At 47.0% G+C, this 22,751-nt stretch carries 21 protein-coding genes; 17 read left to right on the plus strand and 4 right to left on the minus strand.

What is annotated here, in order from left to right; translation table 11 throughout:
- Positions 1–9: 9 nt before the first annotated feature.
- Entirely contained in the window at positions 10–774 is a 765-nt protein-coding gene (locus HNR50_RS21625) for an NAD-dependent protein deacylase (protein ID WP_343060261.1), read from the plus strand.
- On the opposite strand, the gene HNR50_RS21630 is transcribed toward HNR50_RS21625, so the two are convergent.
- Positions 767–1,435 (minus strand): NUDIX hydrolase, encoded by a 669-nt coding sequence (locus HNR50_RS21630; protein ID WP_184748895.1) that lies wholly within the window; start codon positions 1,433–1,435, stop codon positions 767–769. The two genes, HNR50_RS21625 and HNR50_RS21630, sit on opposite strands and share 8 nt — an antisense overlap.
- A gap of 57 nt (positions 1,436–1,492) precedes the next feature.
- Here HNR50_RS21630 and trhA point away from each other — a divergent pair, with 57 nt between their 5' ends.
- The 5 genes from trhA (at position 1,493) to HNR50_RS21655 (ending at position 7,826) form a co-directional block, all read left to right on the plus strand.
- Positions 1,493–2,167 carry a PAQR family membrane homeostasis protein TrhA gene (gene trhA, locus HNR50_RS21635; RefSeq protein WP_184748896.1) on the plus strand — a complete coding sequence of 225 codons (675 nt, stop codon included), beginning with the start codon at positions 1,493–1,495 and terminating at the stop codon, positions 2,165–2,167.
- Between the two features lie 47 nt (positions 2,168–2,214).
- On the plus strand, positions 2,215–3,063 hold the full coding sequence (locus tag HNR50_RS21640; protein ID WP_184748897.1) for a nitroreductase family protein: 849 nt from the start codon (positions 2,215–2,217) through the stop codon (positions 3,061–3,063).
- Between the two features lie 3 nt (positions 3,064–3,066).
- Entirely contained in the window at positions 3,067–3,786 is a 720-nt protein-coding gene (locus HNR50_RS21645; protein WP_184748898.1) for a PP-loop family protein, read from the plus strand.
- Positions 3,787–3,878: 92 nt separating this feature from the next.
- Positions 3,879–5,663 (plus strand): DNA helicase RecQ, encoded by a 1,785-nt coding sequence (gene recQ, locus HNR50_RS21650; RefSeq protein ID WP_184748899.1) that lies wholly within the window; start codon positions 3,879–3,881, stop codon positions 5,661–5,663.
- 54 nt (positions 5,664–5,717) lie between these two features.
- The gene (locus HNR50_RS21655) at positions 5,718–7,826 is read left to right on the plus strand and encodes a GGDEF domain-containing protein (RefSeq protein WP_184748900.1); all 2,109 of its coding nucleotides are present in this window, start codon (positions 5,718–5,720) and stop codon (positions 7,824–7,826) included.
- Positions 7,827–7,880: 54 nt separating this feature from the next.
- Here the strand turns inward: HNR50_RS21655 and HNR50_RS21660 are convergent, their stop codons facing one another.
- Positions 7,881–9,953: a sigma-54 interaction domain-containing protein gene (locus HNR50_RS21660; RefSeq protein ID WP_184748901.1), complete on the minus strand. Its 2,073-nt coding sequence runs from the start codon at positions 9,951–9,953 to the stop codon at positions 7,881–7,883.
- Between the two features lie 101 nt (positions 9,954–10,054).
- On the opposite strand from HNR50_RS21660, the gene HNR50_RS21665 reads away from it, so the two are divergent.
- The 7 genes from HNR50_RS21665 to HNR50_RS21695 all read left to right on the plus strand — a co-directional run bounded on the left by HNR50_RS21665 (position 10,055) and on the right by HNR50_RS21695 (position 18,475).
- Positions 10,055–11,986, plus strand: a complete 1,932-nt coding sequence (locus HNR50_RS21665; protein WP_184748902.1) for an alpha/beta hydrolase family protein — start codon at positions 10,055–10,057, stop codon at positions 11,984–11,986.
- Positions 11,983–13,038: a M20 family metallopeptidase gene (locus tag HNR50_RS21670; protein ID WP_184748903.1), complete on the plus strand. Its 1,056-nt coding sequence runs from the start codon at positions 11,983–11,985 to the stop codon at positions 13,036–13,038. The genes HNR50_RS21665 and HNR50_RS21670 overlap by 4 nt, the downstream gene beginning before the upstream one ends.
- Positions 13,039–13,090: 52 nt before the next feature.
- The gene (locus HNR50_RS21675; RefSeq protein ID WP_184748904.1) at positions 13,091–14,602 is read left to right on the plus strand and encodes an ABC transporter substrate-binding protein; all 1,512 of its coding nucleotides are present in this window, start codon (positions 13,091–13,093) and stop codon (positions 14,600–14,602) included.
- An 83-nt stretch (positions 14,603–14,685) separates the two neighbouring features.
- Entirely contained in the window at positions 14,686–15,612 is a 927-nt protein-coding gene (locus HNR50_RS21680; RefSeq protein WP_184748905.1) for an ABC transporter permease subunit, read from the plus strand.
- Positions 15,613–15,621: 9 nt separating this feature from the next.
- The gene (locus HNR50_RS21685; protein ID WP_246434176.1) at positions 15,622–16,512 is read left to right on the plus strand and encodes an ABC transporter permease; all 891 of its coding nucleotides are present in this window, start codon (positions 15,622–15,624) and stop codon (positions 16,510–16,512) included.
- Positions 16,513–16,526: 14 nt separating this feature from the next.
- Positions 16,527–17,525 carry an ABC transporter ATP-binding protein gene (locus tag HNR50_RS21690; protein ID WP_184748906.1) on the plus strand — a complete coding sequence of 333 codons (999 nt, stop codon included), beginning with the start codon at positions 16,527–16,529 and terminating at the stop codon, positions 17,523–17,525.
- The gene (locus HNR50_RS21695) at positions 17,522–18,475 is read left to right on the plus strand and encodes an ABC transporter ATP-binding protein (RefSeq protein WP_184748907.1); all 954 of its coding nucleotides are present in this window, start codon (positions 17,522–17,524) and stop codon (positions 18,473–18,475) included. The genes HNR50_RS21690 and HNR50_RS21695 overlap by 4 nt, the downstream gene beginning before the upstream one ends.
- Here the strand turns inward: HNR50_RS21695 and HNR50_RS21700 are convergent.
- Positions 18,448–19,050, minus strand: a complete 603-nt coding sequence (locus tag HNR50_RS21700) for a Pr6Pr family membrane protein (protein ID WP_184748908.1) — start codon at positions 19,048–19,050, stop codon at positions 18,448–18,450. The two genes, HNR50_RS21695 and HNR50_RS21700, sit on opposite strands and share 28 nt — an antisense overlap.
- 114 nt (positions 19,051–19,164) lie before the next feature.
- On the opposite strand from HNR50_RS21700, the gene HNR50_RS21705 reads away from it, so the two are divergent.
- The 3 genes from HNR50_RS21705 to HNR50_RS21715 all read left to right on the plus strand — a co-directional run bounded on the left by HNR50_RS21705 (position 19,165) and on the right by HNR50_RS21715 (position 20,940).
- Positions 19,165–19,530, plus strand: coding sequence for a hypothetical protein (locus tag HNR50_RS21705; protein ID WP_184748909.1), 366 nt, complete (start codon positions 19,165–19,167; stop codon positions 19,528–19,530).
- A gap of 10 nt (positions 19,531–19,540) precedes the next feature.
- Positions 19,541–19,999, plus strand: coding sequence for a CoA-binding protein (locus HNR50_RS21710; RefSeq protein ID WP_184748910.1), 459 nt, complete (start codon positions 19,541–19,543; stop codon positions 19,997–19,999).
- 119 nt (positions 20,000–20,118) lie between these two features.
- On the plus strand, positions 20,119–20,940 hold the full coding sequence (locus HNR50_RS21715) for a hypothetical protein (RefSeq protein WP_184748911.1): 822 nt from the start codon (positions 20,119–20,121) through the stop codon (positions 20,938–20,940).
- On the opposite strand, the gene HNR50_RS21720 is transcribed toward HNR50_RS21715, so the two are convergent.
- Positions 20,934–21,419, minus strand: a complete 486-nt coding sequence (locus tag HNR50_RS21720; RefSeq protein WP_184748912.1) for a YcxB family protein — start codon at positions 21,417–21,419, stop codon at positions 20,934–20,936. The genes HNR50_RS21715 and HNR50_RS21720 overlap by 7 nt on opposite strands.
- Before the next feature lie 136 nt (positions 21,420–21,555).
- Here HNR50_RS21720 and HNR50_RS21725 point away from each other — a divergent pair, with 136 nt between their 5' ends.
- Positions 21,556–22,455 (plus strand): carbohydrate kinase family protein, encoded by a 900-nt coding sequence (locus HNR50_RS21725; RefSeq protein WP_184748913.1) that lies wholly within the window; start codon positions 21,556–21,558, stop codon positions 22,453–22,455.
- Positions 22,456–22,751: the final 296 nt, after the last annotated feature.

Consider the following 22,751-nt stretch of genomic DNA (forward strand, 5'->3'; position numbering starts at 1 on the left):
CCCGTTGCGGTGGAGACGTCAATCAATCTTGCCGATAAGGTTTCTATGGATAAAATTGTCGAAATTATGAAAAACTCAGTTTACACTGTCGCTTTTACCGGAGCGGGTGTTTCTACTTTTTCCGGTCTGAAAGATTTCCGCGGGGAAAACGGCCTGGGCAGAATAATGGAGCCGGAGAAGATTTTCGATATCAATATCTTTAACAGAGACCCTTCCTTCTTTTATCAACAGGCAAGGGAGCTGGTTTACGACCTGGAGAATATTGAGCCCTCTGTGGTCCACAAAGAACTTGCACGGCTGGAGAAAGCCGGTGCGCTACAGGCTGTCATAACCCAGAATATTGACAGGCTCCATCAGCGCTCCGGATCTCAGAGAGTCATTGAGGTCCATGGAACGGCGGAAACCGCCTACTGCCGTAACTGCGGCGAGAAGTATTCTTACCATGATATCGCTCCAGTCGCTTCGGAGGGGAAAGTCCCCCGGTGCCGGGAATGCGGCGGAGTAATAAAGCCGGATATCACCTTTTACGGAGAATCGCTTCCCGAAAAGGCTGTTCAGGAAGCTGTAGACGTGAGCTCAAGGGCTGATCTTATTATCGCTCTCGGATCGACTCTGGTTGTTTATCCCGCGGCTTCATTTATCGATACGGCGCTTCAGAACGGAGGAAAACTGATTGTGGTAAACAATCAGCCGACTCCCTACGACAGATATGCATCGGCACTCTGTTCCGACCTCGAGGAATTCTGCAGCATAACGAAAAAGGGAATTAAATAATTCCCCTCAAAAGTCCGGTTATATGCCGCGTCATCTGGGCCGTCATACCCCAGATCGTTTCCCCTTCTACGCGCCATACATAAATCTTTCTGTTACTATGTCCCCAAGGCTCCCTGTAGCGATCGGGCAATCCGAGTTCTTCGACCGGCAGCAGAATCACTTCTTTTCCTGATGCGTCTCGGTATCGCGGCTTAATTTCAATCTGAACTGTATACTCTTCGGGAGGGTTTTCCATAAACCATTTAAGAGGAACGGAAAAAACCCGCTCCACTTCGTCGCTGTTTATGTTCAATTCGGAAAGATCTTCGATTTTCATCTCTCCCAGAAAGCAATGAACAACAGCGCCCATAGATGCTACAAGAGTGTCTATATGTCCCAGAACTTCAATTTTATCTCTTCCGACACCCATCTCTTCCATCGTTTCACGGACAGCGGTTTCAAGCATGCTGCGATCCCGATCCACTTCGTATCGTCCGCCGGGGAAACAGATCTCGCCGCCCTGGCGGATGTTGGTATTCCTTTTCTGAAAAATCAGATGGGGTTCGCCTTTTTTTTCATATAAAGCTGCCAGAACAGCTGATCGGGGATACCCCGAGCTATCCATAATCCCCGGTTCGCCGGGAAGGGCATTCAATATTTTTTTTATCAATTTCTCATTCATTTTTATGGCTCTTATGTATATCTTATTATCTATCAACCCATACTGCGAGGAGTTTTTATGAGCCGTTTCAGCGACTGGTTGGAAAACCGCATCACTTTACAGAACTATGCCAATCCGAAAGAGGAGACGGCCAACGCCGCCACCCATCTGGCGGGAGCTCTTTTGTCTCTCATCGGAATGTTTCTGCTTGTCCGTGCCGGTCTGGCTTCGGGCAATAAGGGGGCAACGGCGGGATATATAATTTTTACCCTTTCCATGCTTCTGCTCTATTCCGCTTCGGGGTTTTATCATCTCGTCAAACCGTCAAATCTCAAAAGGGTTCTCCGGATTCTTGATCATTCCAATATTTACTTTCTCATAGCCGGAACCTATACGCCGATTCTCATCGCTGTCGGGACGAAGCTCAGTTACGCTTTTATCGCTGTCGTCTGGGGAATTGCCTTTCTGGGAGTTGCCTTCACTTTGATTTTCTGGAGCAGGCTCAAGCCTCTCCATGTTGTTCTCTACATTGCAATGGGCTGGCTGATCGTCTTTATCTGGGAGCCGGTGACGGCTGTCATCCCTCCGCAGCTGATGAAATGGATTATCGCCGGGGGTGTCACTTACACGGTCGGAACGGGATTTTACTCTATAAAAAAACTCCCGTTCAACCACGCTATCTGGCATCTTTTCGTACTGGGCGGAAGTATCTGTTTCTTTCTGGGAATCTACTGGTATATTCCGGGGCTTTAAGTTTAAACTTCGTGATTTCACAGTGAATTAAGGTATAATTAGCTGATATGAATATGTTGGATGCCATGGACAAAAGGACTTCGGTCCGAACTTATTTGGATGAAATGCCCGGTAGCTCTTTGATGGAGAGCGTAGAAAAAATTGTCACCAAGCAGCGAAAAGGGCCTTTCGGGAACCGCTTCAGTTTCACGCTTATCTCTGTTAATGATGAAACCCGGGAAGAGATCGGAAAGCTCTCATCCTATGGTATGATCAAAAACGCACCGCTCTATTTCGGAGGATATGCGGAGAACGAGGAACATGCTATCATCGACTACGGATACTGTTTTGAAGAGGCTGTTCTGGAGCTGGCTGCAATTGGACTGGGGACATGCTGGCTCGGAGGGACTTTCAGCAGGGGAAAAGTGGCCAGGCTGCTGACTTTGCCTGAAGGGAAAATCATTCCCGCCATATCGCCCATCGGCTTCAGCGGCGAAAAGATGTCATTGACCGAAAAGATCTCCCGGTTTGTAGCCGGTTCCAAAAACCGCAAGCCCCATAATAAAATTCTCTTTTCCTGGAACACAGACGGTCAGCTGATGCCGGAAGACCTGGAAAAATATCCTGCCCCGGTCGACGAAGTCATAGAGTCTGTTCGGTTTGCTCCTTCCGCCTCCAACAAACAACCCTGGAGAATCGTGCGGCAGGGAGACCTGCATCATCTCTACTGCGACTTGGATAAAAATTATGCAAGGCTGTTCCGCCACTTTAAAATACAACTGCTCGATATGGGGATTGCTCTCTGTCACTTTCTGAAGGCTTCGGAAGAGCTGCGCTGGAGAGGGAAGTTCTCTTATGCCGATCCTCATCTGGAGAACAGCGACTGGATCTATATTCTCAGCTGGAAAAAGGTCTGATAGGTGGATAAACATATTGACCGGAAAATCAATCAGGCCATACTCCGGTATAAAATGATTGAACCGGGAGATAAAATCGCCCTGGCTGTATCGGGGGGTAAGGATTCCCTGACCATGGCGTACTTCCTGGCTTTGAAGGCTAACTCGGACTACCATATCAATTTTGATATTCACGCCGTCCATATCCGTACCGATTTTGACAACTCTGTTGATAAAAGCGGCTTTGAGCAGTTCCTGAAAGATGAGGGGATCCCTTTGACAGTCATCGATGTTCCGGTTTTAAAACGGCTCAAACCGGGAAGGAAGATGAACTGCTACTGGTGTTCTTCCCAGCGGCGCATGGAGCTTATGAAGTTTGCGTCGCAGTCCGGCTGTAACAAGATTGCACTGGGACACCATATGGATGACATTCTGGAGACTTTCTTTATGAATATGGCCTATAAAGGGGAAATGTCCACCATGCTGCCGGTCCTGAAGTTCGATAATTACGATCAGACTTTAATCCGCCCCCTCGCTCTGGTGAAAGAGAAAGAAATTATCCGTTTTGCCGAAGAGAAAGGAATCAGCCGGATAACCTGCACCTGTAATTTCGATACCCAATCGAAAAGGAAGGAGATGCGTTCCGTCATCAATTTCATGGCGGAGAAAGACGAATCGATCAGGGACAACCTCTTCAAGGCCATGAATAATCCCGTACCTCGATATATGATCAATCAGGAATGAGAGGAAAGAACAGGGTTCTCTTGTCTGTAAATAGAAGAATTCTTTTCTCCCCTTGATGCACAGGACGGGAAAAGCCGGTAGTATTACTAAAGATGAAAAAACCTGAAGCCGCCCTAAAGAAGATCTTCGGATTTAAAAAATTCAGACCCTATCAGAAAGAAATAATCACAAATATCCTGGAGGGGAGAGATGTTTTCGCTTCACTGCCCACCGGCGGGGGAAAGTCTATCTGTTATCAGCTTCCGGCTCTCCTTTTCGAAGGGATCACCATAGTCATGAGCCCTCTTGTCGCTTTGATGAAAGATCAGGTGGACGGTGCCAGAGCTTACGGTATTGAGGCATACTGTCTGAACAGCTCTCTTTCTCCGATGGAAACGGCGGATGTCTATCAGGCTCTGGAAGCGGGAAAAGCCAAACTCCTATATATCTCACCCGAACGTTTTGCCATAGACGGTTTTTCCGAGAATCTTAAGAAATTCAATGTCTCTTTTGTCGCCGTAGACGAGGCTCACTGCGTTTCCGAATGGGGGCATGACTTCAGGCCTGACTATCTGTCCCTATCGCGAATCCGGGAGTTTTTCCCCGGTTCCGTAATCGCCGCTTTTACAGCGACAGCGACCCTGAAGGTCCAGGAAGATATTATCGGACTTCTGAAAATGCGCGATCCTTTTTTGGTCCGGGCTTCTTTCGACCGGAAAGAGCTCTATTACCGGATCGTTCCGAAGAACGGGGCCAACAGGCAGATATATGAGTTTATTCGTAAAAGGAAAAAGCAATCGGGAATTGTATACAGGCTGTCCCGCGCCGATGTGGAGAAAACAGCCGCCTACCTGTCTGAAAAGGGAATCAAGGCTCTGCCTTATCATGCCGGGCTCGCATCAAAAACGAGAGAGAAAAACCAGGACCTTTTCAACCGGGATGAGGTCGATGTCGTGATTGCGACAATTGCCTTTGGCATGGGTATTGATAAAAGCAATATCCGCTTTGTTGTACACGGCGATCTTCCGAAGAGTGTCGAAGGGTATTACCAGGAAACAGGCCGGGCCGGACGGGATGGACTTCCTTCGGAGTGTCTTCTTCTTTACAGCGCCGGAGACATAGCGAAAATCCACTACTTTATCGATAAAATCAGTGATGAAAATGAAAAGGTCCGAGCCAACAGAAACCTGAATAACATCTCCAATCTGGCATCGATCAATGTCTGTCGCCGCAAGCAGATTCTCGAGTACTTCAACGAATCCTACGAGGGCAACTGCGGAGCCTGCGATATCTGCAACGGCGAGGCGGAGCAGGTCGATGGAACGGTAGATGCTCAGAAAGTCCTTTCCGCCATAGTGCGTTCGGGACAGCGCTTCGGTATCGGACAGATTATTGATATCGTCAGGGGTGCCGATACGGAAAAGATCCGCAAGTTCGGGCACAACGAGTTGAAGACCTGGGGCGTCGGAAAAGACAAAAGTAAAGTCTGGTGGAGCAGTATCGTCAATGAGTTGCTGGGGCAGAAGCATATCTACCGCGATCCGGACAGTTTTAATGCCCTCAAGCTCAATGAGTCCGGAGGGGACATTCTCTATGGGCGTGCCGGTTTCTCCGTACTTATGAAAAAGGAAAAAGAACCGGAGAAAAAACTCAATTTCCGCGAAGTGGATTTTGACGAGGAGCTCTTTTCAAGACTCCGGGATGTGAGGGCGCTTATAGCTAAAGAGAATAAAATACCGCCTTATATTGTTTTCAGCGATAAAACCCTCAAGGAAATGAGCCATTTGAAACCGGATGACCGTTCCGCCATGCTCAGGGTTTCAGGAGTGGGAGAGCGGAAGATGGATCAGTACGGGCATAAGTTTCTTGCCGAGATTCGGTCTTATCTGGGGTATTAGAATTGACTTATAAAATCGCATAATCGGGAATTAATTACTATAATTTAAAAAGCAATGATAGAGTCACATCAATTCAGATTTTTTTCCCGGATCTTTTTTGTTCTTCTTGTTTTTGCCCTTCTCCTTCTGAGTCTGGGAGCCTTTCTCATTTATAATAAAACCGGAGGGAATTCGGTTTTAACTCTTATTGATAGGGATTCGATAATATCGGATCAAACTCCGCAGGAGCTCGGCTGGTTTGTCTATTATGATGACCTTTCCTCTATTGTATTCGAATCAGACGAAGAAGGCGGTGGTTTTCTCCGTTATTCCAGCCATGATGGTGCGGACCTCTATAAGGGAGTCGGTATCTCCGGAAAATTAAATCCGCCTCTTGATGCGGAAATCAATATGGAATGGAGGGTCTCCGGTGAGGCTCAAGGTTTTGAGCTGCAGATTGAGGAATCTCCCGGTGGTGAAATTTTCACCTATGAAGTGCCCACTCCCGAAGCGGGATGGCATACATTTTCCGTGCCTCTGGATCGATTCGGGGTAAATTCCTGGCAGGAGGAGAACGCTGATCTGAACGGGGCACTCGACGACGTACCTCTTGCCTCTATTGTCATTGTGACTCATCCCGGGTTTTCCGGTTATATCGATATTGGCTATCTCGGTTTTTCCTGGCAACAGTCACCGCTGATTTTTTATATGGTAATAGTGGTTGCTATGCTGGAAGTTCTGATTCTTCTGCTCCAGACCGGCAGCGGGATGCTGAAACAGGATCAGTCAGGCAATTTGCTGCCCGCTCCTTATCTGACAAGGCTTCTCGCTGTTTTAAGCTCATTGGGATATCTGGTTTATGCCCTTTCCATATCCTACAGGATGGAAGATTCTTTCTTTCATCTGGGCTTTCTCGCTTTAATGACCCTTATCATACTTGAAGACCTCCTTCCATCGGGGCTGTTCAGGAATAAATTTCTGGAATACCGGTTAGCAGTTGTGTTTCTTCCATTCTGGTTTTTCTCTTCACTGCTTGCACCACAGGTGTTCAGTATCTTTTTTCTTATCGTGCTGATTCCTTTAATTGTTTCGGAAAACAGAGCGGGGATTATTATCTCGGTGATGCTGGCTTTTCTTTTGAGCTTTTTTCATCCCCATATAATATCCCGTAATGATATTCTCTTGCAGATTCTTGCGCTTACCGCATCGGGCATCGCCGGATTCATCGCTTACGAATTAATTCGGCAAAGGAGCCGTAAGGCTGATTTGGACCGGGCTCTTCAGCTGTATAACGGGTTGTTGTCTGTCAGTTCCGACGGGATATTTCTGACTGATGAGAAGGGTATAGTCTTATCGATTAACAGAGGCTTCGAGAAGATGACCGGTCTGTCCCGCGATCAGATCGTCGGAAAGAAGTTGTCCGGTTTTTTTGAAGAAATCAGCTCCAGTGATTCAAATGACAATTTTGACGCCCTTATCAGGGGAAGCGAAGGCAAATCGCTTGATGTTCATGTGGCGCAGAATCCCGTTGTCATAGATGGAGAATTTAAAGGCCATCAGGGAATAGCCCGCGATGTAACTGAAAGAAAAGCTCTTGAAAGAGAATTGAAAGAAGTGAATGCCCATCTGGAGGCGCTTGTCCATTTGGATGGGCTGACCGGAGTCAATAACAGGCGGTATTTTGATTCAGCCTTTCAGACAGAAATGAAAAGGGCTGCCAGGGCCGGTGAACCGCTCTCTTTACTGCTGATCGATATTGACTTTTTCAAGCTCTATAATGATGGTTACGGCCACCAGGCGGGGGATGACTGTTTAAGGAAAGTCGCTCAGTTGCTGAAAGACAGTTTGAAAAGGGCTGGAGATGTTGTCGCCCGTTACGGGGGAGAGGAGTTCGTTGTCATACTTCCCTCTACCAATCGGGAGAACAGCGAAAAGGTGGCCGGATTTCTCATAAATGCGGTGAGAGCCGCCGCCATTCCTCACGAATATTCCAAAGTTGAAAAAATCGTAACCATCAGTATGGGCGTAGCCAGCTGCCCGATTCTCGAAAACCCCCGAAAAGATAATTTCCGGAGCGATGCCATGTGCAAAAACCTAATAGTCCGGGCAGATGAAGCTCTGTATGAAGCGAAGAAGAACGGAAGGAATCAGTACCGGATATCCAATCTGAATGAGAATTTATAGCATTAAAAGGTTAATAAACAGGATTGTAAATAGGATTAGGACCTGTTTATTTACCTATATTTCAACCTGTATTTGTTGTGAAGATAGATGGAGAGCTCCTTTTTCCGTAAGATAGCAACCGCTTCTCCCTTTTTTTATGATAATAAAATCCAGGCTTTGAAGCTGTGCCAGAATTCTCCGGAGCAGACTTTCTCCAATACTGTAATCCTCTTGTTTCATCAATTGAATGATATGGTTTCTTCCCGCTGTTTTTCCGATGGAATTGAGCAAATCAATAGCTTTCAAAACGGCAAATGACAACTCGGGATCAGTCATCTCCCCGAGAACCAGAAGTTCATTGGATCTTGAGAACTTGTCCCGGCTTTTTTTTGAGATCTGGAACTGATTTTTCATATACCGGGGAAGGGAATCGATATCCACAATATCTCTTTCTTCGAAGGTGGAAATGTACTGGGCGATATTGTAGAGCTCCCGGATATTCCCCGGCCAGTTGTGGTTTTTTAATAGATCGATGCACTCGGGGCTGAAGAGGAATCTGTTTCCCGTGAACCGCTTGAGTAAAGGAGGTATGTCCTGAACCCTCTCACTCAGAGAAGGGAGCTCAAGAGGAAATACGTTGAGGCGGTAGAAGAGATCTTTTCTGAAACTTCCGCTTTCTATCATCTCCGTGGGACTTTTATGAGTGGCGGCTATAACCCGTATATCGATATCGATGACTCTGTCCGAACCGACGGGAACGATCTGCCGTTCCTGTAGAACTCTGAGGAGCTTTGACTGGAGATGGTTGGGCATATCCCCTATTTCATCGAGAAAAATCGTTCCGTTATGGGCTTTTTCGAAAAGGCCCGGCTTTCCCTCTTTCAGGGCTCCGGTGAATGAGCCGCTTTCGTAACCGAAGAGCTCACTTTCGATCAGGCTTTCCGGAATAGCGGCGCTGTTAACAGCGATGAAGGGTTGATTTTTCCGGGGGGAGGCATTGTGGATGGCCTGGGCCAGAATCTCCTTTCCTGTCCCGCTTTCGCCGGTAATCAATACAGTCAGATCGGTCTGGGCAATTTTTTTAGCCTTCTGAACGATGTTTTTCATTTCTGAAGAAGTCGTAACAATATCATTCAAGCTGTAACGCGCCACATGCCCTTTCTGCCGGAGCTTCCGGCTGAGGTTCTGCTCCAGCTTTTTTATATGGGTCACTTCCTGAAAACTGAAATACATCCTCTCCTCTTTATTGAAATGGATGACGTTTCTTTTTTCCAGGTTGATAATTTTCTTTTTAAAGTGAATCAGGTCGTCGTGAAAATCATTTTCCGAGTATATTGCCGGGTCGATTTCTTTGAGAATCTCTCCGATATTCTGGTCTCTCAGCTTGCCTTTGAGGTCGAAAATCTCCTTGAATTTCTTGTTGTATATCAGGATTTTTCCCTCTTTGTCTGTAAGCAGAATGCCGTCGTGGGATAGGTCCAGGAGCTGATCCAGCTCTTCTGTTCTGGCCAGCAGGCTGTTGTAATTCTGGACGATTCCTTCATTGGAACTGAAAATTTCCTGATAGTAGTTGTAGAGATTCTGCTGAGTCTTTTTGTCATCAATTTTCAGGGTGTTGATGATGAGGAGCATGGTCGAAATATCAAGCACGCGGTGTCCCACATCGAATACGTTCTCAATATTTTCGGGGATCAGCTCCGGTTCTGAAGGGGAGACGGCATATTTTATGTGATTGTAATCTTTACCGGAAATAAAGGGTATGAGATTAACGTTTTTTATTCCGATGTGATAGAGAGAGGAAATCGATTCCAGAACCGTTTCAATATCATCATTGACGATAAGAACATCAGAGCCTTCGGGAATGTCATACAGAGGGGCGATGCTCTTTTTGGAAAAGGTTCTTTTCGCTACGATAATATTTTCCGGATGACTGGTGTAACGGCGCACTTTGCTGGCTCGGCTGCTGGCCATGATAACGATGATATCTTCCTTAATCATGCTCTCGGGAGTCAGGGTGTCAATGAAGTAATTTTTTACCAGAACGTTCGATCCGAAAACATCGAGAATGTTCGCCTTTACTATCTCTCCCAGGTTACTCAGGCGTTTCCCTTTGATGATTGAGTCTGTAACAATGGCAATGGACTTCATAGACTCATCATACTCCTGAAAACCGGAAAAGTATGCCCCTCTCGGCACTTCCTGTAAAAAAAGATGGCATATAAGTTGCATGTATGCTTTTCGGAGTTGTCATGATCGGAAAGCTTAAACAGGAAGATTTTCTACAGAACCGGGTGCTGACCAACCTCAAAACTGATGAGAACGGAAAGATCGCTTTATTCTCGGAAATCGTGCCGGACTTGAAGGATAACAGATACCGCAAAGTTGTCAAATTCGTGGACCTGGAAAGCATGGATATGAATAATCTGGAAATTCCCTTCGAGCCCGATGATTATCTTCCGGAGAATGGAGAAATCATTTTCAAGGTGATAAATGACGGGGATACGGATTTTCACTCCTTCAATCCCGAAAAAAGAACTCTCAGGCTTCTTTTCACTATCCCATTTCCCGTAAAGAAGTTCGCTTTTGACAGGTCCTGTTTTTATTTTACCGCTGAAGTTCCCCGTTCCCAGGTAAACGACAGGGTTTTTTCCGGTGAGAGAAGTCCCTTTTTCATTGAAGGGCGGGGGCCTGTAAACAACAGCACTGTCTGTCTCTTTCGCTCTGAAGCGGATGGTAATGATATCAATATGATCAGTACTCTCGATAATTGTGTCGATCTTGTTGATTTTGCTTTTGAAGAAAAGCGGATTCTTTATACGGTTTATACGACCGGGAGGGTAAAGCCTCCAGGCTCCGATCTATATCTCTATGACATGGAAACAGGGACTAGCCGCAATCTTCTCCATGATTCCTATCGGATTTTTCATATAGAAATGATGGCAACTGATCTTATCCTCATGGCCGGCGTTGATCTGGCCCGTTGCAGCAGGAACGATAATCCCCGATTTTACCGGGTGGATGAGAAAAGCGGCAGGGTTGATCTTTTTTGTAAGACACCCGACTTAAGTCTGGAACATCCTTCAGTTGTTACTGATTCCTTTTACTCCGATTCAGAGCCCTTTCTGAAATACGGAAACCACCTCTACTTCAAAATGGTAGGCCGAAAGGGCGATAAACTATACAGAATCGATTCTCAGGGAACCTGGCAGGAGATTGTCTCCGATATGCAGGTAATCGGAAGTTTTCAGATTGTGGAAAAAGGGATACTGTTGCTCGGGCTAAAAGATCTGAATCTGACGGAACTCTTTTTTACCGGCCCGGAGGGGACAAAGCCTCTTTCCGGGATCAATAACTGGATTTCCCGACGATCACTTTCTCAGCCGGTATCTCTGACTTGCGAAGCCGATGGCGTCGAGCTGGACGGGTTTGTCTATCCTCCTGTCAACTATGAAGAAAACAGAAAATATCCTGCCGTACTGATGATTCACGGCGGTCCGAAAATGCTTTATGCGCCGGTTTATTCTCACGATATCCAGTTGCTCTGTGCCGAGGGATATTTTGTTTTCTGCGGTAATCCAATGGGCAGTGATGGAAGAGGTGATGATTTTGCCCGTATCAGCGGTTCCTTTGCGGAACAGCCTTATCGACAGCTAATGGCATTTACCGATGAGGTCCTTTCCCTGTACCCGGCTATTGATAAGAATCGTCTCGGCGTTACCGGCGGATCCTATGGCGGATATTTAGCCAATTATATTATCACTCATACGGATAGATTTAAAGCCGCGGTTACAGAGCGGGGTATCAGCGATTTGCAGACGGCATTTACTTCATCGGATATCGGGCCTCAATACGTCGGAGAATATCTCGGAAGCGGCTCTGATCCGTGGCGGAACCGGGAAAAAGCCATTGAGGATTCCCCGATATACAGGGCGGACAGAGTAAAAACCCCTACGTTATTTGTTCACGGCAAAGAGGATTTCCGCTGTATGTATACTGAATCCCTCAATATGTTTAACGCTTTGAATTATCACGGCGTGGAAACCAGTCTCTCTCTTTTTTCCGGAGAAAATCACAGTCTCGTTGTCCGGGGGAAGCCACAGAGCAAGATGGAGCGGTACAGGTTGATACTCCAATGGTTCGGCCGATTCCTATCTGGAGATAACCGGGAGAGTGCGAAATGAATATTCTTCACGAACTGATCAGAATCAAAAGCATCGATCCCGCCCGTACCGGAAAAGCCATCGAACTGGCCGCGGCTTATCTGAAAGAAAATGGTATTTCAGGCGAAATTATCGAAAATGAGGGATACAAGAGCTATGTGGCTGTTGTGGGAAAAGACGGAAAAACTCTGATCCTCAACGGGCATCTCGATGTTGTTTCCGGGAAAGATCCACAGTTCGAACCGGTTGAAGAGGCGGGAAAGCTTATCGCCCGGGGCTCTGCCGATATGAAAGGCGGCTGTGTCGCCATGATGGAAGCTTTAATAAAACTCAGCAAAATGGATCTTCCCTGCCGCCTTATGCTTCAGTTGGTTCCCGACGAGGAGACCGGTGGGAAATACGGAACAGCCCATCTTATCAAAAAAGGCTATGTCGGCGATTTCGTTATCTGTACCGAACCGACAAACCTCAACCCCTCCATACAGGCCAAGGGCATTGTCCGGATCGATGTGGAAACCCTCGGCGTTTCAGCTCATGGTTCCCGCCCCTGGGAAGGGGTGAACGCCATTGAAAAGGCTATGGAGAATTACGCCCGCATCGAAGCTCTGCCTATACTGAATGAAGGGTCGGACTTTTATGAGAGATCCTCGGTGAACCTGGCTCTGATCCGCGGCGGCGATATCTATAACCGGGTTCCCGACAGCTGCACCATGGGCATCGATATCCGCTTCGTTCCCCATCTCGATCATGAGGAAATTCTGAAGGAAATCCGCCGTGTTGTCGACGGAGAGGTGTCGGTCGTTGCCATTGAGCCCGGTGTCAATGTTCAGCCGGACAATCCCTATGTGCAGCGTCTGAAGCAATCGGTCAGCCGGATCCTTCCGGGAAAAGATGTGCTACTGGCAGCCCAGCACGGCGGCTCCGATGCCCGGTTTTTCACCGGATTGGGAATCCCGGCCGTTGAGTTCGGACCGGTGGGAGATTTCTGGCACGGCGACGGGGAATATGTGGAGATCGACTCTGTAAAACAGCTCGAGGATATTCTGATCGATTTCGCCCTGAATTTTAAATAGAGAAATATGAGCTTGATATTTGAGCTTGTTAAATAAATTGGAGGAATGAAGAATGGATTACAAAAAGAAGATGACCATGTTATTCGCATTGGTTCTCATGAGTCTGACTCTCCCGGTCTATGCCGGCGGAGCTCAAGAGGAAACGGAAATGGTTAAAGATGAGGTCGTCGTAGCGCTGTCTGCCGATATTACCTCTCTGGATCCCCAGGGGCACAACGACACGAAATCTGAAATGGTTTCCTTCCTGCTTTTTAACAGGCTTTTCCGGTTGAACACCGACTTTGAAGTCGTTCCCGATCTGGCCGAGTCCTGGGAACAGCCTTCCGATACGGAATGGGTCATCAAGATCAAAGAAGGCGTTAAATTCCACGACGGAAGCGAAATGACCGCTGAAGATGTCAAATTCAGCATGGACCGCTCAAAAGAGGCCCCTAAAGTTCAACAGGTTCTCAGTGAAGTGGCATCGATCGAAGTGGTGGATAAATACACTGTCAAATTCACGACCAATTCGGCATTCGCCCCCTTCCTGTACACATTGGTTCATGCCGGAACATCTGTCGTTCCCAAAGCCTATGTTGAATCAGGAGATGAGTTCGCCAAACCGATCGGTTCCGGTCCCTACACTTTTGTTGAGTGGATTTCCGGTGATCAGGTTGTCCTTAAGAAAAATGAAGCTTATTTTGATAAAAACAATATGGGCCAGTCCTCTACTATTACTTTCAAAGTGATTCCCGAGGGAACTTCCAGAACCATCGCCCTTGAAACAGGAGAAGTCGATGTCGTTCCCGAACTGCCCACCATCGATATGAATGTCGTAAAAGACAATTCCGATCTGGCTCTCTACGAAAAGCCCTCCACAAGAGTTGATTTCTTCGCTATGAATACGGAAAAAGCGCCTTTTGACAATGTTAAAGTCAGACAGGCACTCAACTATGCTATCGACAAGGATGCCATTATCACGGTTGCCATAGACGGCGCCGGTGTTAAGGCTGAGTCTGTTCTCGCTCCCTCATTCCTGGGATACAAAGCCGGTCCTTATTCCTATAATCCTGCAAAAGCGAAAGAACTTCTCGCCGCTGCAGGCTATCCCGATGGATTTGAAATGGAAATCATGACTTCCGGTGATGACAGAAAGAAAATCGCTGAAGTTATTCAGGCCAGTCTTATGGAAGTGGGAATCAAAGCCTCCATCAAAATGCTCGAGTGGGGGACATTTATCGATTCGGTTCTCCGCGGTGACGAAGAGACTCTCATCCTCGGATGGACTTCCAACCCCGACCCCGACGCGACTCTGACTCCCCACTGGTTTTCCGGCAACATCGGCGGTATGAACTTTGCCCGGGTCAACGATCCGGAAATGGACAGAATGCTCAAAGAAGGACGGGAAGAGCTGGATCTCGGCAAGCGTGAGGTAATTTACAATAAACTTCATACTTATATCATGGATAAGGCTCCCTGGGTTCCTCTCTTTGTTAAAAACAATATCGTAGGGGCCAATGCCGCACTTAAGGGTGTGGAGCTGAGTCCACAGGGATTATGGAATCTGGAAAAACTGCACTACTAGTTTTTCATCATTAAATACTTTTTCCCGGGGCGCCTGTCTGTAGAGAGAGGCGGCTCCGGGTTTCAATCAATATCGGAGGAAATGTGATTAAATATGTCATAAGAAGGCTGATGATGCTCTTCCCGGTTATGATCGGGGTTATCTTTCTGGTCTTCTTCATAATCAGTTTAACTCCCGGTGATGTGGCGACCATTATTCTCGGAGATGGGGCTACCGAGGAGAGGATTAAGGATCTGCGTGAGGAACTGGGGCTCGATGATCCCCTGATCGTGCAATACGGCAATTACATGATCGACCTTGTTCAGGGTGATATGGGGAAATCCTACTCGACAGGGCTTTCCGTTGCGGGAGAAATCAAACAGCGCTTTCCCAACACATTCAAGCTCACGATAACGGCCATTTTTCTGTCGGTTCTTATCTCCATCCCCATCGGCGTCATATCGGCGACCAGGCAGTATTCCATATTCGACAATATAGGGATGATCGTCGCCCTGATCGGGATATCCATGCCGTCGTTCTGGACGGGACTGATTCTGATAATCCTTTTCTCCCTGAAGCTGGGCTGGTTCCCTTCCGGCGGTATGAAAGGGATCATGAGTCTGATTCTGCCGGCTTTTACGCTGGCCATCGCCTCGACCGCCAGCATCACCAGGACGACCCGTTCCTCCATGCTGGAAGTGATCCGTCAGGACTATATAACCACGGCTAAAGCCAAAGGGGTCAGCCGGAGAAGCGTTATCAATAAACATGCGCTCAAAAACGCCCTGATTCCTGCTGTCACGGTTATCGGACTGGAGTTCGGTGTTCTACTCGGCGGCGCCGTGCTGACCGAAACAGTTTTTTCCTGGCCCGGTATCGGCCGTCTCATGGTCGAATCCATCCAGAGAAAAGATACTCCCATGGTACTGGGCTGCGTTATCGTATTCGCCCTGTCTTTCAGCATCGTTAATCTCATAATCGATATTCTCTATGCCTTTATCGATCCGAGAATCAAATCCAATTACAGTTAGGAGTCGGGAATGAGCGACAGGACATTGAGCCGGAAAATGATACCGGCCACAAAAAAAAGAAGCCAGGCTCTCGATGTATGGAAAAGACTGAGAAAAAGCAACTCCGCCATTGCCGGGCTTATTCTCATCTTCATTTTTCTCTGCCTCGCCGTTTTCGCGCCGCTGATAGCCGATTACGAGAACGATGCCCTGAAGATGAATATCATTGAACGACTCCAGTCTCCCGGTGCGGACCACTGGTTTGGAACCGATGAAATGGGGCGGGATATCTTCGCCAGAATCGTCTACGGAACGAGGATCTCTCTTTTCGTCGGTGTCATTTCCGTCAGCATCGCTTTAACTCTCGGCGGGACACTGGGGGCAATAGCCGGGTATTACGGGGGAAAGATAGATAATATTATCATGAGAACCCTGGATATTCTGCTGGCCATCCCGACGATTCTTCTGGCCATAACGATTGTGGCGGCCCTGGGGGCGAGCATTCTCAATCTGATGATAGCCGTGGGGATTTCCAATATTCCGGGATTTGCAAGAGTCGTCCGCGCCGCGGTTCTCAGCGTTAAGGATCAGGAATTCATCGAGGCGGCCAGAGCGATCGGGAGCCGGGACCATACGATTATTCTTAAGCACGTCCTCCCGAACTCCATGGCGCCGATTATCGTTTTTGCCACTTTAAAAGTTGCTTCGGCCATTATGGCCACGGCTTCTCTCAGTTTTATCGGACTGGGGATTCAGCCTCCCACTCCCGAGTGGGGAAGCATGCTGGCAGGCGGACGGGCTTACATCCGCGACAATATGTACATTGTCCTTTATCCCGGTCTGGCCATTGTTCTCACGGTTCTGTCGTTGAACCTTATCGGTGACGGCTTGAGAGACGCTCTCGACCCCAAATTAAAATAGAAGGTGCGGCAAAGATGAAAGAAACGGTACTGAAAGTAGAAAATCTGGAAGTGCGATATGTGACGGAGGACGGTATCGTTCAGGCCGTGAACGGAATCGATATTTCCGTGGAGAAGGGCAGTACCCTCGGACTGGTGGGCGAAACCGGAGCGGGAAAAACGACGACGGCTCTGTCAGTCCTCAGGCTGATTCCCGATCCCCCGGGAGAAGTTGTTTCCGGAAAGATCGAGCTGGACGGCAAAGCTCTGATGGAATTGCCCGAATCGAAGATGGAGAAAATCCGCGGCGGTCTGGTCTCCATGATTTTTCAGGATCCCATGACGGCTCTCAATCCCGTGCTCAAGGTTGGTGATCAGATCGCTGAAGCGATAAAAATTCATCAGCAGCTCTCTCAGGACAAAGCCCTGCAGAAAGCCCGGGAAATGCTGGAGATGGTGGGTATACCCGGCGGCAGGATGAATGAATATCCCCATCAGTTTTCCGGAGGGATGAAACAGCGCGTTGTTATCGCCATCGCTTTGTCCTGCAGCCCCAAGCTTCTTATCGCCGATGAACCCACGACGGCTCTGGACGTCACGATCCAGGCTCAGGTGCTCGAGCTGATGAAAGAGCTGAAAGAGAAAATGGATATGGCCATGATCATGATCACTCATGACCTGGGCGTTGTGGCGGAAGTCTGCGACAATGTCGCTATCATGTATGCCGGCCGGATCGTCGAGCAGGGGACGCTCGAGGAGATTTTCAACAACACGAAACACCCCTATACGGAAGGGCTTTTTCTCTCCATCCCTAATATCGATGACCGGAAAGCGGAACTCAAACCGATACGGGGACTCATGTCCGATCCCTTCAATCTTCCCCCGGGGTGTTCCTTCTGCGACAGATGCGATTACGCCATGGACAAGTGCGCCTCTGAAAAACCGGAGAAAGTCCGCTTCTCCCCGGATCATTTCGTGGAATGCCATCTCTACCCGGACAATAAAGAATTTCAGCTCAAAGGCGGGAAAGGATGAAAGATAAGGAAGTACTGCTCCAGGTCAGAAACCTGAAAAAATATTTCGATACCCCCAAAGGGAAGCTCCACGCCGTGGATGATATCACCTTCGATCTTCAGAAAGGGAAAACGCTGGGGCTTGTGGGAGAGTCGGGCTGCGGAAAATCGACGACCGGCCGGGTCATTCTCCGCCTTCTCGAAGCGACTGAAGGGGATATCATTTATAACGGGAAAAATATCCATGAGCTCTCACCGAAAGATATGCGGGAACTGAGAAAGGAGATCCAGATCATCTTTCAGGATCCCTTTTCCTCTCTTGACCCCAGAATGACAGTCAGCGAAATCATTGAAGAGCCTATCAAGTTGAATAAACTGATTAGAGACAGGAAGAAGCGTTTTGAGCGCGTTCTCGAATTAATGGATCTGGTCGGACTGTCTCGTCGTTTGATGAACACCTATCCCCATGAGCTGGACGGGGGACGGCGGCAGCGAATCGGAATCGCCCGGGCTCTGGCTCTCGACACGAAATTTATTGTATGCGACGAGCCGGTTTCCGCACTGGACGTATCCATTCAGGCTCAGATTCTCAATCTGCTGAAGGAGCTGCAGAAAAAACTCGATCTCACTTATATTTTTATCACTCACGATTTGTCTGTTGTTAACCACTTCTCAGATGATATTGCTGTTATGTATCTGGGGAAACTGATTGAAAAAGCCAGGGCTGAGGAATTGTTCAGCAATCCTGTCCATCCCTATACGAAAGCTCTGCTGTCAGCGATTCCCAGACCGACTCTGGAAAAGAAAGGGGAGAAAATTATTCTCAAGGGCGAAATTTCATCTCCCATCAACCCGGAGGATAACTGTCGTTTCGCAAACCGTTGTCCTTTTGCTGAAGATGTGTGCCGGAAAAGCGAACCTCCCTTAAGGGAATCGGGAGAGAATCACTTCGTCGCCTGCCATCTTTTCTGATTTTCCATCCGGCTGAGAGCTATGACCAGAGCTCCGGCCAGAAGAAACAGACCCGTCAGTCCGGCGAACCAGAAGGAGAAAGAGGCCCATCCGTTCCGGCGGATATCGAGAAAGAAGTAGCGGATAGGCCTTGTCCTGTAGAAAGCTTCAAATACGCCGAAAAGACAGTATCCCGCAGGGTAGGGAATGACTTTCCAGATTTCTTTCCACGAGATACGGGTCCTGTAGGAGTCTGTGCAGAGCCACAAGAGATACAGCACTGTTGTCGAACCGTGATTGATATTGCTGACAAGAGCCGAAACGCCTTGGGGACTCCATGTCTGCCTGAGCAATAGCTGGTAGATGAGACCCGTAATGATGATGGCGGCGCCGACTGGCAGTTTTGCTGTTGTTATCTTGCGGCCTCCTGCTTGAAGAGCCACTAGGAGAATCACAAGGATATTGGACTGGATGGTAAAGTAACCGAGGAGGTCCAGGCGGTCTGCCCATGACGCGGCTTCGATAAACCGGTAGGAAATAGCGGGAATCGCTGTCGCGAGCAGCAGAATTGTTATAGCTTTGTTCAATCTGTTCATATCGTTTTAACTATAATACGACCCTGTCTTGAATATTAACAAAAATTTACATGATTTGTCTGGTGCTTTTGTTATAATGAGATTATCCCGGAGTTAAGCGGGAGAAGGAGTCATATGTTTCGACTTTCCTATAAACTCATGCTTCTCTTCACCATACTGGCCACTCTGGGAGGAATCATAACCCTCATTCCCGGAGCCGGAGCATCCTATCCCAATCTTATCGGATACCATTCCGTCTGCACCTTTGCTCCGGCGGCTACCTTTTTCTGCTTTTTCCTGGCTGGTACCAGCTGTTTTATCCGCTCTACATTTATTAAAGATCAGAGCGGCAATCCCGGAGAACGTTTCAAAAGACATAGTCCCCGCCTGATTGCCCTGATCATTGTTCTGGCCGCCGGACTGTTTTATACAAACCGGTACATTGAGATTAAAGAGTTTTATTCCGATACAACAACCTCAGCAACTATCGAAGAAAATTAAAGGAGACCCAATGAAAAAAAACAAGAGACCTGCCATCGACAAATTCTTTGCATCAAAAAAATATGCCATAGCCGGCGTGTCCAGAAATCCTCACAAATTCGGTACGGCTATCGTCAGGGAACTGGCGGGTAAGAACATCGATGTCGTAGGTGTTAATCCTCATATGACAGAAGTGGAAGGGAAACCCTGTTTTGCTGCTGTCTCCGATCTCCCCGGTGATGTCGATGCTCTTATCACAACGGTTAAACCGGAGGTCACCTTATCTGTTGTTCAGGCCGCCTACGAGAAGGGCATTGCCAATTTATGGATGCAGCAGGGCTCCCAGTCCGATGAAGCCATAGCATTCGCCGAATCAAAGGGAATGAATGTCATCTATAAAGAATGTGTCATGATGTACTGCGAACCGGTAGAGTCGATTCACAAATTCCACAGAGGGATGAAAAAGCTATTCGGTGGATATCACAAGTGATTTTTGAAGAACCCGAACTGTTTGCATTTACACCTGAAGGTGTTGAGGCAAGGCTGAAATATAAGAAGACCTGCTTTGAATTACTGTTAATTTAAGCGGGCTTCCGTTATATTGGAATTATGAAGTGTTCATTGATTAAAGTTGCAACCCTGCTGTTTGTTCTGTTTTTTATCCTGAATATAAGTTCCTGTGTTTCAACACCACCCGCAGTTTCTCCCGGAGAGGAAATTGCTGAAACTCCGGCTGATTCGAAACCCGATTATGAAGCTGACGAATCTGTCGGGGCGGATAGTAATCAGATTATCAACTCGGGAATCATATATTCTTCTCTGGATCTTTCCGAAGGACCGCTTCTTCTCGGTTCCACAGAGTATATGAACGGACCTGTTGTCGAATTTTCGATTCTTTATACTGTTTATTTTGCATTAAGCGGAATAGATCCTCCTCTGAGCGGTTACAATCCGGGAAAAGGAACCAGATGGCAGGTTGATTCAAATAAACTGAATGAAACAGTTTATTTTGAAAGAGCTCTGCTCAGCAGGGATGATGAAGAAAAGAGCTGGTGGTTTTTTCAGGTTGAGGGAAACGGTTTTGAACGCACTTATGAATTCCTTGTCAATAAGGAATGGAAATTATTGGAGATGCGTTACTCTACAGATAGCTCCGTGGAATCATATAAGCCTACAGTAGATGAAAACAGCAATCTCTACATCATACTTTCCAAATACGAACTCTCCGGTCCTGAAAAGGTTAAGGTCGAAACCCCACTGGGGGATTTCCAGGCCGATTATTATTCAGCTGAGGGAGTGGAGGTCTGGAAAGTCCGGAGAGTCACAGGCTCATATATCAAAACTCATTTTGGCGATGATAGTGAAACGAATATGACAGCGACTCTTCTGGAAGAAAAAAACGGGTACGAAACTCAATTCAATTCTTATTGACGACTGATTCTGAATTCGTCCAGTTTTTCAAAAATAAAACTTCGGGTCTCCTCATCAATATCCGATGACGGACAGATGATGTATTTGTCTTTAGTTACAAAAAAAAGAAAAGCCTCATCAGTGTTACTGAATTTTGAGAGATCCTTCCAGCGGAGAGTTTCGCCTCCGGTTCCGAAAGTAATTCCGTTCTCCCTTATGGTCGCGCTGATTCGGGAACCTCGTAACTTTTTATATTCTCCATTTGCTCCGCTGAAATAAAAAGCAAACATTCTCAGATAAATGAGAACTCCGAGTATGAGAACTCCAAGAAAAACCGGCAATAATACAGTGCGGTTTCCGGAAAAATACAAAAAAAGGGTAATTAACAGTGATATGCCCATGGCCGTATAGAATGACCATCCCATCGACTTGTTAAGGTATGATAATGTCGTCCTGGCAATTAAGCCTGTAGAGTAATTCAAATCCACTTTATACTTCATGGTAATTCAAATTATCAGCTCATAAGAGAGAAGTAAACAAAAATAATTGAATTTCCTGAGAGCTCTTCTATAATGACCTCTATAGAGGGGAATCCCCTTTTATAAATGGCTCTCCGAGCCGCCGAAGGAGTTTGTAATGGCAATTAAGGTTTTAGCGTTCGGTGAAGTGTTATGGGATATCATCGAAGGCAGCTATCATATCGGTGGAGCTCCTTTCAATTTTGCCGGACATATGGCGAAACTCGGAGCCGAATCTTATATTGTCAGTTCTCTTGGGCACGATGATCTGGGAGACAGAGCTTCTGCACTGCTTGAAAATCAGAATATCAATACATCTCTGGTTGATAGGAACAGTTCTCCAACAGGTACTGTGCAGGTGCGTCTGGATAATGGAATCCCTTCATATGAAATCGTACAGGGATCGGCCTGGGACTCAATAGAAATAAATGAAGAAACCAAAAAGAAAATGACGGAACTCAAATGGGATGTGCTGTATATTGGTTCTCTTGCGCAGAGGAGTCAAAAGAGCAGAATGTCCGCCCGGTGGATTCTGGAAAACGTGGAAAGATCGCATGTTTTTTTTGATGTAAATCTTCGGCAGGAATGGTTCAGTCGGGAAATTATTGAGGAAACCTTAAAACACACAACCATTCTTAAAGTTAATGATGAAGAGGTTCCGGTTATAGCCCGGCTTCTTTTCGGACAGGACATGACTGAAGAATATCTCGCCAGAAAAATTATGGAAACATACAGAACAGTTTCCATAATCATCGTTACAATGGGGGGAGAAGGCGCCTTGTTCTTTGATGAGCGCCGTGAATATAAGCTTAAGCCGGAACCGGCTGATGTCGTAGACACGGTGGGTGCCGGCGATAGTTTTTCCGGAGCTTTTGTTTACTCCTATCTCAATACCGGCGATATTGACAGGGCAGGGAGGCTGGCGCTTGATGTCGCAGCCTTTGTCGTCTCTTCGGAAGGCGCTTTACCCGATTACTCGGAAGAGCTCAAAAAGAAAATTTCTCTTCATTTGAAATAGACTCTGACCGGACTGAACAGCCTCTGTCATGACAGGTCGAAAATTATCGGAATCTGATTTCAAACCTTTAATAATCCGAAGGAATTTTGCCTGAATTTCTGTGGGAAAATAAAAAAGAATTTTTTTATTTGAATTCAATTGACAGTATTTATTCTATTTGTTAATTTACCTCTCGTGCCTCAGGGGTTACCTGCTGAAAAGCAAGGGAAAACACTGAGAAACGGTTCTTTAAAAGCTATTAAATAGTAGCAATCAGGGAAGGGAAGAGAATACGAAAATGAACTTTTGAGTTTCAG

Source organism: Spirochaeta isovalerica, from assembly GCF_014207565.1.
Lineage (GTDB): Bacteria > Spirochaetota > Spirochaetia > DSM-2461 > DSM-2461 > Spirochaeta_F > Spirochaeta_F isovalerica.

Bases quoted from the DNA above. Each gene is read 5' to 3' on its own strand.
- HNR50_RS21630 (WP_184748895.1), bottom strand. From the start codon at position 1,435: ATGAATGAGAAATTGATAAAAAAAATATTGAATGCCCTTCCCGGCGAA.
- trhA (WP_184748896.1), top strand. From the start codon at position 1,493: ATGAGCCGTTTCAGCGACTGGTTGGAAAACCGCATCACTTTACAGAAC.
- HNR50_RS21640 (WP_184748897.1), top strand. From the start codon at position 2,215: ATGAATATGTTGGATGCCATGGACAAAAGGACTTCGGTCCGAACTTAT.
- recQ (WP_184748899.1), top strand. From the start codon at position 3,879: ATGAAAAAACCTGAAGCCGCCCTAAAGAAGATCTTCGGATTTAAAAAA.
- HNR50_RS21655 (WP_184748900.1), top strand. From the start codon at position 5,718: ATGATAGAGTCACATCAATTCAGATTTTTTTCCCGGATCTTTTTTGTT.
- HNR50_RS21660 (WP_184748901.1), bottom strand. From the start codon at position 9,953: ATGAAGTCCATTGCCATTGTTACAGACTCAATCATCAAAGGGAAACGC.
- HNR50_RS21665 (WP_184748902.1), top strand. From the start codon at position 10,055: ATGATCGGAAAGCTTAAACAGGAAGATTTTCTACAGAACCGGGTGCTG.
- HNR50_RS21670 (WP_184748903.1), top strand. From the start codon at position 11,983: ATGAATATTCTTCACGAACTGATCAGAATCAAAAGCATCGATCCCGCC.
- HNR50_RS21675 (WP_184748904.1), top strand. From the start codon at position 13,091: ATGGATTACAAAAAGAAGATGACCATGTTATTCGCATTGGTTCTCATG.
- HNR50_RS21685 (WP_246434176.1), top strand. From the start codon at position 15,622: ATGAGCGACAGGACATTGAGCCGGAAAATGATACCGGCCACAAAAAAA.
- HNR50_RS21690 (WP_184748906.1), top strand. From the start codon at position 16,527: ATGAAAGAAACGGTACTGAAAGTAGAAAATCTGGAAGTGCGATATGTG.
- HNR50_RS21695 (WP_184748907.1), top strand. From the start codon at position 17,522: ATGAAAGATAAGGAAGTACTGCTCCAGGTCAGAAACCTGAAAAAATAT.
- HNR50_RS21700 (WP_184748908.1), bottom strand. From the start codon at position 19,050: ATGAACAGATTGAACAAAGCTATAACAATTCTGCTGCTCGCGACAGCG.
- HNR50_RS21705 (WP_184748909.1), top strand. From the start codon at position 19,165: ATGTTTCGACTTTCCTATAAACTCATGCTTCTCTTCACCATACTGGCC.
- HNR50_RS21710 (WP_184748910.1), top strand. From the start codon at position 19,541: ATGAAAAAAAACAAGAGACCTGCCATCGACAAATTCTTTGCATCAAAA.
- HNR50_RS21715 (WP_184748911.1), top strand. From the start codon at position 20,119: ATGAAGTGTTCATTGATTAAAGTTGCAACCCTGCTGTTTGTTCTGTTT.
- HNR50_RS21720 (WP_184748912.1), bottom strand. From the start codon at position 21,419: ATGAAGTATAAAGTGGATTTGAATTACTCTACAGGCTTAATTGCCAGG.
- HNR50_RS21725 (WP_184748913.1), top strand. From the start codon at position 21,556: ATGGCAATTAAGGTTTTAGCGTTCGGTGAAGTGTTATGGGATATCATC.